The 13,412-nt window shown below is 50.3% G+C and carries 12 protein-coding genes; 6 read left to right on the top strand and 6 right to left on the bottom strand.

What is annotated here, in order from left to right; all coding sequences use genetic code 11:
- Positions 1-12: 12 nt before the first annotated feature.
- From ACLBWT_RS06130 to ACLBWT_RS06115, 4 genes are all read right to left on the bottom strand, one after another.
- Positions 13-426 carry a tyrosine-type recombinase/integrase gene (locus ACLBWT_RS06130; protein WP_447662146.1) on the bottom strand — a complete coding sequence of 138 codons (414 nt, stop codon included), beginning with the start codon at positions 424-426 and terminating at the stop codon, positions 13-15.
- A gap of 218 nt (positions 427-644) precedes the next feature.
- On the bottom strand, positions 645-806 hold the full coding sequence (locus ACLBWT_RS06125) for a hypothetical protein (protein ID WP_447662145.1): 162 nt from the start codon (positions 804-806) through the stop codon (positions 645-647).
- A 301-nt stretch (positions 807-1,107) separates the two neighbouring features.
- Positions 1,108-2,127, bottom strand: a complete 1,020-nt coding sequence (locus ACLBWT_RS06120; RefSeq protein WP_447662144.1) for a beta-ketoacyl-ACP synthase 3 — start codon at positions 2,125-2,127, stop codon at positions 1,108-1,110.
- 647 nt (positions 2,128-2,774) lie between these two features.
- On the bottom strand, positions 2,775-3,338 hold the full coding sequence (locus tag ACLBWT_RS06115; RefSeq protein WP_447662143.1) for an MOSC domain-containing protein: 564 nt from the start codon (positions 3,336-3,338) through the stop codon (positions 2,775-2,777).
- Between the two features lie 92 nt (positions 3,339-3,430).
- Between ACLBWT_RS06115 and ACLBWT_RS06110 the strand changes: the two genes are divergently transcribed.
- Positions 3,431-5,254, top strand: a complete 1,824-nt coding sequence (locus ACLBWT_RS06110; protein ID WP_447662142.1) for a Bcr/CflA family multidrug efflux MFS transporter — start codon at positions 3,431-3,433, stop codon at positions 5,252-5,254.
- A gap of 533 nt (positions 5,255-5,787) precedes the next feature.
- Here the strand turns inward: ACLBWT_RS06110 and ACLBWT_RS06105 are convergent.
- Together ACLBWT_RS06105 and ACLBWT_RS06100 are read right to left on the bottom strand one after the other, a co-directional pair.
- Positions 5,788-5,955 (bottom strand): hypothetical protein, encoded by a 168-nt coding sequence (locus ACLBWT_RS06105; protein ID WP_447662141.1) that lies wholly within the window; start codon positions 5,953-5,955, stop codon positions 5,788-5,790.
- A 62-nt stretch (positions 5,956-6,017) separates the two neighbouring features.
- Positions 6,018-6,752 (bottom strand): hypothetical protein, encoded by a 735-nt coding sequence (locus tag ACLBWT_RS06100; protein ID WP_447662140.1) that lies wholly within the window; start codon positions 6,750-6,752, stop codon positions 6,018-6,020.
- A 240-nt stretch (positions 6,753-6,992) separates the two neighbouring features.
- On the opposite strand from ACLBWT_RS06100, the gene ACLBWT_RS06095 reads away from it, so the two are divergent.
- From ACLBWT_RS06095 to ACLBWT_RS06075, 5 genes are all read left to right on the top strand, one after another.
- Positions 6,993-8,615 (top strand): sensor domain-containing diguanylate cyclase, encoded by a 1,623-nt coding sequence (locus ACLBWT_RS06095; RefSeq protein ID WP_447662139.1) that lies wholly within the window; start codon positions 6,993-6,995, stop codon positions 8,613-8,615.
- A gap of 159 nt (positions 8,616-8,774) precedes the next feature.
- The gene (locus tag ACLBWT_RS06090; RefSeq protein WP_447662138.1) at positions 8,775-9,743 is read left to right on the top strand and encodes a LacI family DNA-binding transcriptional regulator; all 969 of its coding nucleotides are present in this window, start codon (positions 8,775-8,777) and stop codon (positions 9,741-9,743) included.
- A 76-nt stretch (positions 9,744-9,819) separates the two neighbouring features.
- Positions 9,820-10,767 (top strand): ABC transporter permease, encoded by a 948-nt coding sequence (locus ACLBWT_RS06085; RefSeq protein WP_447662137.1) that lies wholly within the window; start codon positions 9,820-9,822, stop codon positions 10,765-10,767.
- A 15-nt stretch (positions 10,768-10,782) separates the two neighbouring features.
- Positions 10,783-11,676, top strand: coding sequence for a carbohydrate ABC transporter permease (locus ACLBWT_RS06080; protein WP_447662136.1), 894 nt, complete (start codon positions 10,783-10,785; stop codon positions 11,674-11,676).
- Between the two features lie 138 nt (positions 11,677-11,814).
- A complete protein-coding gene (locus ACLBWT_RS06075) occupies positions 11,815-13,398 on the top strand; it encodes an ABC transporter substrate-binding protein (RefSeq protein ID WP_447662260.1) in 1,584 nt (527 codons plus the stop codon).
- Positions 13,399-13,412: the final 14 nt, after the last annotated feature.

Genomic DNA, 13,412 nt, shown 5'->3' with positions numbered 1-13,412 from the left:
CGACGTACCGATCTACCGCCCTTTGGGCGAGAGGAGGGTGACGCGATCCTTACGTCCTTTGCCCTGGCGGATCGTGATGGTCCTGCGCTCAAGGTCGAGGTCGCGCAGTTGGAGCCGGACGACTGCGCCCACGCGCAGGCCCGCCGAGTACAGCAGACAGAGGATGGCGCGATGCTTCTCGTTCGTCACGGTGCGGAGCAACTTTGCGATTTCTCCCGTAGAGAGGACGTTCGGGAGCTTCGTTTCCTTCTTGGGCCGTACGTTGCTGCCGACGTTCTCGTCCCCAGTGAGCTTCATATAGAACTTGAGGGCGCTGATGGCCTGATTGACGAAGGAGTGGGACTGTCCTTTCTCAAGCAGGTGGAGAGAGTAGGCTTGAACGGTCCGATGCGGATCGGACGGCTGATGGTCGAGAGCGCCGCACATGTCCCGTATACGCTCGGATGGTCTTGGGGCTGTAGCCGCGGAGCTTCAGCTCCTGGAGAAATCAGGTCTGCTCGACGGAAAGCGGATGGGTTAAGGAAGGCTGGCTAGAAGCGACTCGTCTGCTGGCTGCGTTGGCAACCGGCTGCCTGAGGGAGGGGGCAGCTTGTCCGAAGGGTGGCTTTAAAGGAGAGCGCATGTCCGCATATCGAGCTGTTCCTTCAGATAAGGACACTCTCCAGCAGATCAGGAGCGATGTCGAGCCGTCCGGTACACACTTGCAGCATCTCCCACAGCCGCTCCAGGCTGGAGAGGGAGTAGGGAATCAGCCATACCTTCCCCTCGAGCTGCCATTTGCGGCCCTCGATCTGCTTCTTTGCCATCTGTTAGGTCCATAGCGCAACATCTCCTCCAGTATACTTATGTCTCCTAAATATGGAAATAAAAAAAGGAGATTCAGACGGCCCTCTTGAGAGAAGCCGTCTGAATCTCCGATGCTTTCGGATGCCGGATTGCACTTCCTGCGTCGAAGGCAGTCCATCTCTTCCCGTATACAAATGGACTCTCCAATTGGAAATACAAAAGGTCCTCCATGGAAATTACCATGAGTATAAAATGTAACCTGATCATCCTAGAATAAGGCCATCCCTTGCGGGATGGCCTTATTTTAGGACCGGATCCGGCTCAAGCCATCCAGCGGATGAGCAGGCCGGACTGGGACAAGCCGCCGCCGAAGCCGTACAGAAGCAGCAGCTGACCGTCGCGGATGCGGCCGCTGCGGACTCCTTCGCTCAGAGCGAGCGGGATGGATGCCGCCGAAGTATTGCCGGTATGCTCCAGTGTCGTGATCGTTTTATCGAGAGGAATGCCTGTCTTCTCGCTCACGACATCGAGAATCCGCATGTTTGGATTATGCGGCACGAACCAGTCGACTTCTTCCGGAGCCGTTCCGGCTTCATCCAGCATTTCGAGAATGCTATCCGGAACGCGGCTGATCGCCCAGCGGAAGACGGCACGTCCGTTCTGGACGATTTTGCCGGACTGCTGGAGCGGATGCTCGCCGATCGAGGGGGACAAGCTGGAGCGGTAGAGATGATGGCCGTCCTCTCCATCCGTACGGGCATAGGCATGCAGCCAGGAAGCCTCGCTGTCTGCCGCTCCTGCCTCGACAAGCACGGCTCCCGCTCCGTCTCCGAAGAGGATGCAGGTCGTGCGGTCGGTGTAATCAGTTATCCGAGACAAGGTCTCCGCGCCGATGACCAGAATCTTGCGATGCATCCCGGATGCGATGAGGCCTCCGGCGAGCTGCAGGGCGGAGACAAAGCCGGCGCAAGCGGCGGCAACGTCTGCTGCTCCCGCCGCCTGGATGCCGAACTCGGCTTGAACGCGCGCCGCCGTCTGGGGAAAGAAGGTGTCGGGCGTTGCCGTTGCGACAAGAATGTAGTCGACATCCTCGAGGTTCTTATCCGGGTAGCGATCGACCAAGTCGCGCACGGCATGGAAGCACAGGTCGCTGGTATATTCATCATCAGCCGCGATCCGGCGTTCCCGGATTCCCGTCCTCTGAACGATCCATTCATCGTTGGTGTCGACCATGCGCTCCAGGTCGTCATTGCTCAACACCCGCTCCGGCAAATAGGAGCCTACTGCGGTAATGCGGGCGGATGTGCGGTAGCCGGTCGTAATCGGTGCTTTGTTAGCCATGACAATCAACCTCCCCATATAATATCAGGTATTAGTATCAGGTACTAATATTGATTATAGCATACTTATGGATTAACAGCTCTCTCTGTGATTTTCCAGCTATAGCTGTAAGTGTTTCAAATTAAGTTGTAGGTTTTGTTTCATTAAATGATTATATTCACCATTGTGTATTTTTATGGATCGAAAAAGACAAGGAGTATTTAGGGAGCTGAGCGTGATAAGGAGAGTTGCATCCGACATATCGAACAACGTCATTCTGGAATTGAATTACTCAGAAGAAGGAGGCTGAGCGGAAAGGGTTTGAATAAGGTAGACGAAGCGTAATCTTCACCCAGCTGGTGGTGATTAGTGGTGCAGCTCAGCTGCGTGATAAATTGCGAGACGTATGAAAAGAAGGCCTTTGTAACAACCTCCCAATATCATGGTAGTCACACCGACAACTCGTCAATTAGGGGCTGCCCCGTATACCCAAGTAATGGAAATTGACCTAAAAGACCTTAGACCATTGCATTGATGAGGTTTTTATTAAAAGGCTATGTTAAATTTTAATGTTGATTTCTGACCTAAATAATTCCGCCTTCTTAATGGGCGGTTGAATTCAACTATCTACTCCTTAGCTGAAGAGTAATTCCGCAGTACGGGCGATGTCAGACTCGTTCGAGAGGATGAGATGGTTTCGCTGGTAGGCTAACGCAGACTGGATCCCCAACTCGGACTACCCCCCCAGTTAACACTATACCCATTACTCCAGCCTTTCCGACGAGGTTTCCGTTTTCATCGTGGTCCAAAACTGCACTCAATAGCCCTGACTGGAAATTATCTATTTGTGCACAAGGATTGCGCAGTCCCGTAATTTCAATTACTGCTATCTCGCCGATATAAAGCTTTGTTCCTGTTGGCAGTCCGAGCAAATATATCCCACGGGTAGTAATGTTTTCACCTAACTGCCCAGGCTCGACGGGAAAACCATTATCTCGTAGTTCGTCGAATAATTCTGAGTGAATCAAGTGAACCTGGCGAAGATTCGGCTGATTTGGATTTCGTGCTACGCGTGAACGATGCTTTACGGTCTTTCCCATGTGTGCATCGCCTTCCACTCCCAAACCAGTTAGGAGCCTAATAGTCTCGAAAGTCTGTTTACTAAAGGTATGCGTTGCATTGCGGCTAACTGACAAAACTTCTCCGATTTGGGATTCAAGGTGGTTTGTCATTCATAACTCATCCTCTCTGAATTGAAAAACTCATCACAAACTCCTCCACTCATTTTAGTGTACTTCGAGTGCACGAGAGTGTCCAAAGGGATTTGGTTAGTTCCAGCGCTGTAGAGACGGAAGCTACGGCATTTGCTCCTTCCCTGACACCTAGAGCACTGTCACACGATGAAATTTCGGATGTGATTCATGCGTTTGGCGAAACAATAAGACGAGCCATTGAGGCAGGGTTTGATGGCGTTGAAATTCATGGTGCGCATGGATTTTTACTTCAAAACTTCTCTTCTCCTTTCTTCAATAGAAATAAGGATCAATGGGGAGGCGATCTAGAAAATCGCATGCGTTTCCCATTGGCTGTTATTCAGGAAATGAACAAGGTGATTAAGAAACATGCAACAACACCGTTTATTTTGGGCTGCAGGATCTCTCCAGGCGAATCACAAGAAGGTGGTCTAAGAATGAAGGATGCCTATGCCTTGATTGATTGCTTGATCGATGAGGGTGTGGATTATGTACATGCTTCATTGGTGAACGCCCTTTCGTCAAAGCCAGTCGATAGTCAAGGTGAAGAATCATATGTTGAATTGATTGCGGAACATGTAAACGGTAGAATACCTATTATGGGGCTGCTTGTTCATAACCTTGCCTTTGTGGTTAGTAGACGACGATTTTCAATAGGATATAGAATAAAGAATAGGGGATTAATGCGAATTATGACCAAAAAGAACAAGCAGCATGTGTTTGGACTAGCTTTGCTACTCGGTTTATTTTCAACACTCGGGCCTTTTACGATTGATATGTATTTACCGGCATTCCCAGAGATTGTGAAGCAATTCGAAACGACGCCTTCGCTGGTACAGCTCAGCCTAACTGCTTGTTTACTTGGGCTGGGTATTGGACAGCTCGTCATGGGTTCGTTGAGCGACGTTCACGGAAGACGCATTCCACTACTTATATCCATGACCGTTTATGTTATTGCCTCAATTGCTTGTGCAATGTCACCAAATATCGGTATATTGATCGCATTCCGGTTCGTTCAGGGGTTTGCCGCTTCAGCGGGCATTGTCATTTCACGTGCGATCGCACGTGACCTGTACAGTGGTCACCAGCTCACTAAATTCTTTTCGCTGCTCTTGCTTGTAGGGAATTTGGGTCCGCTCGTGGCACCGGTTTCGGGTAGTGGGGTTCTTAATTTCACGAATTGGAAGGGCGTATTTATAGCGCTTGCGATACTTGGAATCTACTTGTTAGCGATGACAAAATGGGGACTGCAGGAGACACTGCCTTCTGATCGCCGAAGGCCCAGTAATATCGTGCAGCAGCTGCAGAATTACAGATCGCTATTGCGAGATCGTCAGTTTGTTGGCTACATGCTGGCACAGGGCATTATGATTGCTGGTGTCTTCGCATATGTTTCGGGAACGCCTTTTATTTATCAAGATATTTATGGAGTCTCGCCGACCGTATTCGCTTTCTTATTCGGATCGAACGGCATTAGCTTGATTATCGGCTCCCAACTGGTCGGGCGAATGTCGCATCGCGTATCCGAACACGCCTTTCTGTTATTCGGCCTATGGCTTGCCCTCTTGGCAAGCGTCGCTGTTTTAGTGACGGCCATCTTTCATGGACCACTTTTCGCACTGGTAATTCCGCTATTTATCTTCGTAGCGGCAATCGGCGTTACATCCACGGCAGCATTTCCACTTGCAATGGAGAGCCAGAGTCATATGGCTGGCAGCGCTGCTGCACTGCTTGGTGTCATTCCATTCTTGCTCGGAGCGGTCGTTTCACCGTTAGTTGGCATCGCGGGTGAAGACACAGCTGTTCCACTAGGCGTAATTATTTTATTGACAAGTATTGCAGCGATGCTGTCTTACTTTTTTCTGGGTAAGAAGACATCCACGTTGAGTAGCTAAAGTTATTCGTATTCAAACTGACGAGGGTAACGATATAAGTACTTGTCATTTGACGATATATGTTTTTGTCAACAACAGTCCTTTCCGACTGTTGGATGACAAAAACATACGTACAATTGATAGCCGCTTTTAAAGCGGTATTCCGTCAGATCATCATCACTTAACGGACCTATTTCCACGGCAGGAATAGACCGATATTTTTTCGCAGGAACCGAAGTGCCAGATGTTTCACTCCGTGTTGCGGGGGCTCGGTTCGAATAGCCGTATAAGTTTAAAAGGACTCGATCAATGATGATCGGGTCCATTTTTTTGGATTACTTTTTTGGTGATTACCGTTGCATAAATATTCATTTTTAGTGTATGAGTATTCTCCGTGTGTTATAAATTTATATGAAACGTCCATGCTGCTAAGACACGCTTCAGTAATAATTATGAAAAAAATAAACGGAGTCACGCAGGTTTTTGGGACTCCATTTTATAACTAATGATGAAAGATAACACAGCTCTTGCTTGTTATCGTGCTCGCCCTTTTTTTACCGCTCGTTCATCATTGTGCGGGCTCGTTCGCCATTTGGGACGTCGTTCTCGATGCGGATCGCGTTATCCGGCAGCTGGAAGCTGGGCTGGCTGGGCAGCGAGCTGTCAGCCGCCAAGGCCAGCAAATATTGATTCCGGCTTCCCCGGAATCCGCCGTCTGCCAAAACGGCTCCTTGCTTCTACGGTAATAGGCCCTTATCGCCGATGGCAAGGGCCTCAAACTCGGTCAATCCCAATTGAAGACTAAACCCGTGTGGAGCTTGTGCTTGCCCAAGCTGGACTGGGCATCGATGCCAATGCCCTGCGAATCGACATGGGCGCCGCCGCCGAGTCCAGCCTGCAGGTTGCCGACATGGGCGCCGGCGTTCACGTTCATGCCGTAGCCGTGCTGGCCGTGTCCGCCTACGGAGGCTCCGGCTTGCAGGCCTGCCTCATAGGGACCGACATGCCCGGTCGTATGAGCGTTCAAGCCATTCTTCTGCCAGTCCAGGCCGGTGTTTAGACCAGCTTCATAGGAGCCGATATGGCCGCCCGCCTGATGGTAGGCGCCGTGCGGTCCCCATTGGAGGCCAGTCTGCAGGCCGGACTTGTAAGAGCCCAGATGACCGTACGTCTGCACGCCTGCGCCGTGCCCGCCCAGATGGCCGCCTAAATTGAGTCCGGCAGCGGGACCGCCGGCATCAACCCCTGTCTTGATGCCGAAGTGCTCGGGTCCGCCGAAAAAGCCGCCCGCATGGCCGCCGATGCCGTAGCCTCCTGTATAGGCGCCTAGATGGCCTTGGTAGCTGTGCGGTCCCTGTTCGTTGTAGCTTTGGGCTAACTTGTTCTCGTAATGGTGCGCACCTTGACCTTGATAATAGCCATCGCGGCCATAGACGTGCCTGTGCGCATACGGCTGATGATGAAGATATCGCTGCCCCCAGTAAGGATCATACATTGGATAGGGATAGTTCGGATGCATAGTTGCCATAACCTCCTCGCATTTGCTCTAGCCTATTCCGCATCGCAGCCTTGTGTGCGCCTTCACGATGCTCGGGAAATTTTCCCGTTCCAATACTTTTGCTATTGTTATTCATATTGTTGTTCCGGCTTCCGATAATAGGCTTTAGCAAGAAACACACTAGGTTTAGTTTCATTGAGTTGACCTATCCGTAGAACTTGTCCCATCTAAATAGACAACAAAGAGGTTTATATTGAAGTCATGCGATCCTACAAAAAACTAAAGCTTCGTCACATACTCAGCCTTCTGGTTATCAGCGCCATGTTTCTTACGGCATCCGTCGGCGTCTATGCGGCTGTGCGCGCAAGCAGCGCATCTCTTTCCTCAAGCTACTTGCAAAACAACGCTCAATACGCTAAAAAACTTGCGACCAATACCGAGGAATTACTTGATCTGATGAATTACAACTTGGTGTCCATCGCAGCTGTTTCCTGGCAGCATGGGATCGCTCAAGATGAGCTGGATTTTTGGTTTCAAGCCAATCAACGCTACTTCAACTCCATTTTTTTTGCTGATGCCAATCAAACGATCAAAGCCATCAGCCCCCGGAAGGCTGGAATCGGGGTCGGCACGAAGCTGACATCGATAGCTTCCGGACAAGCTGTTGCGGAACGGAAATCGCTTATCTCCAATCCTTACGTGAGCGCATCCGGCCGTCTTATAGTTCTGGTCTCGACGCCTGTATTCAACAAAGATGGAAGGTACGAGGGATTCATTGGCGGAACCATCTATCTTCAACAGGATAATGTGCTCAGCAGGCAGCTGAGCGAGCACTACTACGGCAACGGCTCCTACGTATATGTAGTGGACCAGCACGGAAGGTTGATTTTTCACCCGGATCCCATTCGAATAAATGAGCTCGTGAAAGGCAATGAAGTCGTTGAAAGAGTGAAGTCAGGAAAGAGCGGTTATCAAACGATCGAAAATTCAGAAGGCGAGAGCTATTTAGTCGGCTATGCGTATGAGCCGGATAGCGGTTGGGGAATTGTAACCCAAACTCCAAGGACCATATTGGACAAACCTATTCGATCGCTTGAAAAGTCCATGATTCTCCAAGCCTTGCCGTTGTTCATTCTTATCTTGATCGCGGCGTTATGGGTTTCCCGGCAAATTTCATTCCCGCTCTATAAGCTTGCCAGAATATCAGAGGAAGCGGCTGGCTCCTCGCAGCATATCTCTTCAGTTAAGACAAAACCAAGCGGGACGTACATTTACGAAGTTCAGCAGCTTGCACAAAACTTTGAAAATTATGTAAAGATATTATCCGATGAAGCCCACCTGGACGGCCTTACTCGGCTCTGGAACCGCAGAATGTTCGATCTTACGATCGCAGAGTGGATGGAAGAGAGGACTCGATTCTCGCTGATCCTGCTTGATGTCGATCATTTCAAGCGAATCAACGATACCTACGGACATGTCATGGGCGACCGTGTACTTATCGAGCTGGCATCCCAGATCCGTGCGCTTGCCGGAGTTCGGGATGTGGCATTCCGATATGGCGGAGAAGAATTCGGCGTGCTTGTTCGAACTTCGGATGTCCAACTGGCTGAGCTGCTGGCCGAGCGAATCCGCGAAGTAATTGCCGGGACAGAAGTAGAGGCTGTAGGCCATCTGACGGTTTCTGTCGGAGTTGCTCATTGCAGTCCGGAATGGGGCTCGGCAAAGGATATCGTTCATAGGGCAGACAAGGCGTTATATCAATCTAAAGCAAACGGGAGAAACCGTACGACTGTCTTAAAGCTTCAGCGTGAGCTGGATGATGCGAAACGTGAGGTAAAGGTTTCATGCATCGTTGCTGGAAACAAGAACATCGATCAGATTTGAAAATTAAACCTCAGATATAAGCAATAGGACGGAGACGGAAGCCGCGAGGCGTTGTCGTCTCCTGCCTATTTGCAAAAAATGAAACGTTTCAAAAAAAGATTGAAACGTTTCCAAGAAGCTGTTATCATTATCTCTAGAATGTAGTGGATGGTGGTATATATGTCGAGCATCAAAGATGTTGCCCATTTGGCAGGAGTGGCGGTGGGAACAGTCTCGCGCGTAATCAATAACGTCGGAGCCGTAAAGCCTGAAACGCGGAATAAAGTGAAGGCTGCGATCGAGCAATTGAACTATGTGCCTAATGAAGTGGCGCGAAACTTTAAAATGCAGAAGTCGAAGATGATTGCGCTCATGCTTCCCAGCATATGGCATCCTTTTTTCTCGGAATTGGCCTACTACATCGAGGATGAGCTCGACCGCGAAGGGTATAAGCTGATGCTGTGCAACAGCGGAGGCAAGCCGGAGAAAGAGCTCTACTATCTGGATATGCTTCAGCAAAACAAGGTCGCAGGCATACTAGGGATTACGTACAATGACATCGAGAACAACGTTACGACCGAGATTCCGATCATCAGCATCGATCGTCATTTCAGCAAATCGATCACTTGCGTAACCTCGGACAATTTCGAAGGCGGCCGGCTCGCTTTGAGAGAGCTTGTCAAGGCGGGTTCGAAAAAGCCGGCCTTTATTGGAAACATCCCTGCTGTATACAGTGAAACGATGAACCGTAGAGAGGGATTCGTGCACGAGGCCAAGTCTCTCGGAATTCCGTATGTCGTGTACGAAGCTCCGGACCCGGTCCTGGACCAGGATGACTATTACAACCGCTTTTTCGATCTTCATGGCGATGTGGACGGCGTGTTTGCCATCACGGACATGTTTGCGGCGATCTATATAGACAGAGCCAGCCAACGCGGCATTCGTGTTCCGGAGGATGTCAAGGTCATCGGCTACGACGGCATCCAGGATCATCCGTACTTTCATCCGGTATTATCGACCATCAGGCAGCCGGTGGAAGAGATGGCCAGATTAGCGGTCAAGCTATTGTTCAGAAAGATTGAGGGAGAAACGTTGGAAAGAGAAACCTACCTGCTTCCGGTTGCTTTTAGGGCGGGTGAAACCACCTAGATTTTTTTATGTGAAATTGGAAACGTTTCATTTATTTTTGGAAACGTTTCAAAATGAAAGCCCGGAGGGGAAACGAATGGCGACAAAAGAAATTCGATCTGGAAAAATCGTATCAAAGGCCAGCCACAATTGGCATTTGATCAAGCGGAATTATGAATTATATTTGTTCTTGCTGCCCGTCATCGTGCTGTACCTCGTTTTCAGATACTACCCGATGTACGGCGTGCAGATTGCGTTCAAGGACTTTTCAGCAAGCAGAGGCATTTGGGGAAGCGAATGGGTCGGATTCAAGCATTTCATCCATTTCTTTGAGGCCTATAATTTCTGGCCGATCATCAAGAACACCTTATCGCTAAGCGTGCTGTCGCTCGTCGTAGGCTTTCCGATCCCGATCATCGTGGCGCTGATGCTTAATCAGCTCCTTGCCAAGCGGTATAAAAAGTTCGTTCAAACCGTCATTTACGCCCCTCATTTCATTTCGACGGTGGTGCTCGTCGGGATGCTTCATGTCTTCTTGTCGCCCAACAGCGGCATCGTCAACCACATCATATCATTCTTCGGCGGCGAGCCCATTCTGTTCATGGCGGATGCGGGATGGTTCCGACCTCTATACACTCTCTCGGGCGTATGGCAGGAAACGGGATTTGCGACCATTATTTATCTGGCGGCGCTGGCCGGCGTCAGTCCCGAGCTTCACGAGGCTGCCATCATGGATGGCGCGAGCAAGTGGAAACGGGTGCTGAACGTGGATATACCAGGAATCATGCCGACGATCGTCATTCTCCTCGTGCTGGCGATGGGAAATATCATGAGCATCGGCTTCGAGAAGGCTTACCTCATGCAGAGCGATCTGAACTACGAAACCTCGAACATCCTGCCTACTTATGTGTACGAGCAAGGGATTAAAAAAGCCCAATACAGCTTTTCCGCCGCTATCGGCTTGTTTAATTCCGTGTTGAATATCATATTGCTGTTCATCGTGAATCGGATCGCCAAGAAAATGACGGAAACCAGCTTGTGGTAAAAGGAGGCTGCGAAAATGGGATGGCTTAAACGCAAAAGCAAAGGCGACGTTCTGTTCGACCTTGTCAATTACACGCTTCTCACCATCGGTATGCTGCTCATTCTCTATCCGCTTTACTTTGTTCTGATCGCTTCTGTCAGCGATCCGAACCATATTTACTCCGGGGATGTATGGCTGTATCCCGTCGGATTTACTCTGGACGGCTACGGCCGGATTTTCAATGATTCCACCATTTGGATCGGTTATGCCAATTCGCTGTTATACGCGTCGGTGGGGACGGCCATCAGCGTCTCGCTTATCCTTCTGGCGGCGTATCCGCTATCGCGCAAGGATTTTGTCGGAAGAAATGCAATCATGTGGTTTTTCATGCTGACGATGTTTTTTGGCGGTGGCCTGATTCCGACCTATTTGCTGATCAAAGACCTTGGAATGATCGACACGATATGGGCGCTCGTCGTACCAGGCGCCGCCGGCGTCTTCAACATCATTATCGTCCGCACCTTTTTCCAGAGCACCATCCCGGATGAAATGAGGGAGGCCGCTTTTATCGACGGCTGCTCCAATACGAAGTTTTTCCTGCAAATGGTGCTGCCTTTATCCAAGCCGATTATTGCCGTCATGGTTCTTTATCATGTCGTCGGCTTCTGGAACGGATTTTTTGACGCCTTGATCTACCTGAACGACGAAACCAAATATCCGCTGCAGCTCGTGCTGCGGAATATCCTCGTGCAGAATCAGGTCAACTCGAACATGATGATCGACGTTGAATCCTATGCCGCCAAGCTCCGGGTTACCGAGCTGATCAAATATGGCGTGATTATTGTCGCGAGCCTGCCGCTGCTAGTGCTGTATCCTTTCCTTCAAAGGTATTTCGTGAAGGGCGTCATGATCGGCTCGATCAAAGGTTAGTTCTTTCCATTCGGTAATTCCCCGGGCAAGGCCTCTCGGGTGAGTTATATAGATGAAAACTTGCTTGGCAAAAAGAGGAGGGTGCAGCAGTTGAAAAAGGGATTCTCTTGGACTCTCAGCCTGGTGCTGGCGGCCAGCATGGCGCTGACCGGATGTTCAAAGACAAATGACAGCTCCAACTCAGGAACGAATGCCGGTTCGGGAAGCGAATCTGCTTCCAAGGTAAATAAGGACGGTCTTCCGATTGTAAGCGAGATGGTGACCCTGAAGATGGTTGCTCCAAAAGCGCAGCTTTCTCCCAAGTTTGAAGAGATGGAGATTTTCAAGCGTCTTGAAAAGTCGACTAACGTAGCTGTCAAATGGGACAACATTCCAGACACCGACTACGCCGAGAAGAAAAGCTTGCTTCTGGCAAGCGGCGATTTGCCCGATGCGTTTTATGCCGCTGGTTTTTCCGACTATGAGCTGATCACGTACGGCAAGGACGGAACGATCATTCCGCTGGAAAACCTGATCGCCGAGTATGCGCCGAATTTAAGCAAGCTATTAGAGAAGCGGCCGGACATCAAGGCTTCCATTACCGCTCCGGACGGACATATTTACGGTCTGCCTACTTTTGAGGAGAATGAACTCGGCACGAACCCGTTCTTCCACAATATCAATAAAGCCTGGCTGGATAAGCTTGGCCTTAAAATGCCGGAAACGCTGGATGAATACACCAATGCGCTGATTGCATTCAAAACGAAGGATCCGAACGGCAACGGCAAAGCCGATGAAATTCCGCTCAGCTTCATGCATATGGGCTGGTGCATGGACATCGCCGGTTTGTTCGGCGCATTCGGATTGCCTGACAACCTCGAGCACCGGATCGTCCGGGACGGCAAAGTCATTTTCACCGCTGTACAACCGGAGTATAAGGAAGCCTTGAAGTATTTCAATGAAAAGTGGTACAAGCAAGGACTTATCGATCCGGAATCGTTCGTACAGCAGGCGCCTCAATATCTCGCCAAAGGCAAAACGCCGGATGAAACGCTGGGCTCGTTCGTCTGGTGGGAGACGGAGGAAGTCGTTGGACCGGACCGCGCCAAGGATTATGCCCTTGTACCGCCGCTTGCCGGACCGACCGGGAAAAAGACGATCGGCAGAGGCAACGGCGGCGGCCCTGGAAGGGGAGCGTTCGTCATTACGAAAGCCAACAAAAATCCGGAAGTCACGATGCGTTGGGTGGATCAGCAGTACGATCCGTACATGGCAGCGCAAATCCATTGGGGTCCTCTCGACATCATCTACAAGAAGGACGCGAACGGCAAGCTGGTCAACCTGCCGCTGCCGGCAGGCACATCGGCGGGCGAATACCGTCAGAAGGTCGCCCCGGGTTCCGGCGCTCCAGGCATGATCACCAAAGAGGATTTCCAGACGATCGTGGATATGGAGCCCCGCGCGCAGCAGCGGAAGAAGGATCTCGAGAATTATTATGAGCCTTATATGGAAAAGGAGAACTATCCGAGTATCTTCTTCACGCCGGAGGAGCTCGATACGATCAACCGTATTGAACCGGACTTGATGAAGTTCGTCAATACCCAAAGAGCGAAGTTCCTCGTTGACGGCAACATCGATCAAGGCTGGGACAGTTATGTGAAGCAAGTGAACGAGATGGGACTCGAGGAATTGATGTCGCTGTATCAGAAGGGCCTGGACCGTTACAAAGAATCGCAGAAATAAGAGAGGATTGCTGC

The sequence above is a fragment of the Paenibacillus sp. D51F genome (assembly GCF_053345695.1).
This window is presented reverse-complemented; position numbering and strand designations above follow the sequence as displayed.

Bases quoted from the DNA above. Each gene is read 5' to 3' on its own strand.
- ACLBWT_RS06130 (WP_447662146.1), bottom strand. From the start codon at position 426: ATGTGCGGCGCTCTCGACCATCAGCCGTCCGATCCGCATCGGACCGTT.
- ACLBWT_RS06125 (WP_447662145.1), bottom strand. From the start codon at position 806: ATGGCAAAGAAGCAGATCGAGGGCCGCAAATGGCAGCTCGAGGGGAAG.
- ACLBWT_RS06120 (WP_447662144.1), bottom strand. From the start codon at position 2,127: ATGGCTAACAAAGCACCGATTACGACCGGCTACCGCACATCCGCCCGC.
- ACLBWT_RS06115 (WP_447662143.1), bottom strand. From the start codon at position 3,338: ATGACAAACCACCTTGAATCCCAAATCGGAGAAGTTTTGTCAGTTAGC.
- ACLBWT_RS06100 (WP_447662140.1), bottom strand. From the start codon at position 6,752: ATGCATCCGAACTATCCCTATCCAATGTATGATCCTTACTGGGGGCAG.
- ACLBWT_RS06095 (WP_447662139.1), top strand. From the start codon at position 6,993: ATGCGATCCTACAAAAAACTAAAGCTTCGTCACATACTCAGCCTTCTG.
- ACLBWT_RS06090 (WP_447662138.1), top strand. From the start codon at position 8,775: ATGTCGAGCATCAAAGATGTTGCCCATTTGGCAGGAGTGGCGGTGGGA.
- ACLBWT_RS06085 (WP_447662137.1), top strand. From the start codon at position 9,820: ATGGCGACAAAAGAAATTCGATCTGGAAAAATCGTATCAAAGGCCAGC.
- ACLBWT_RS06080 (WP_447662136.1), top strand. From the start codon at position 10,783: ATGGGATGGCTTAAACGCAAAAGCAAAGGCGACGTTCTGTTCGACCTT.
- ACLBWT_RS06075 (WP_447662260.1), top strand. From the start codon at position 11,815: ATGGCGCTGACCGGATGTTCAAAGACAAATGACAGCTCCAACTCAGGA.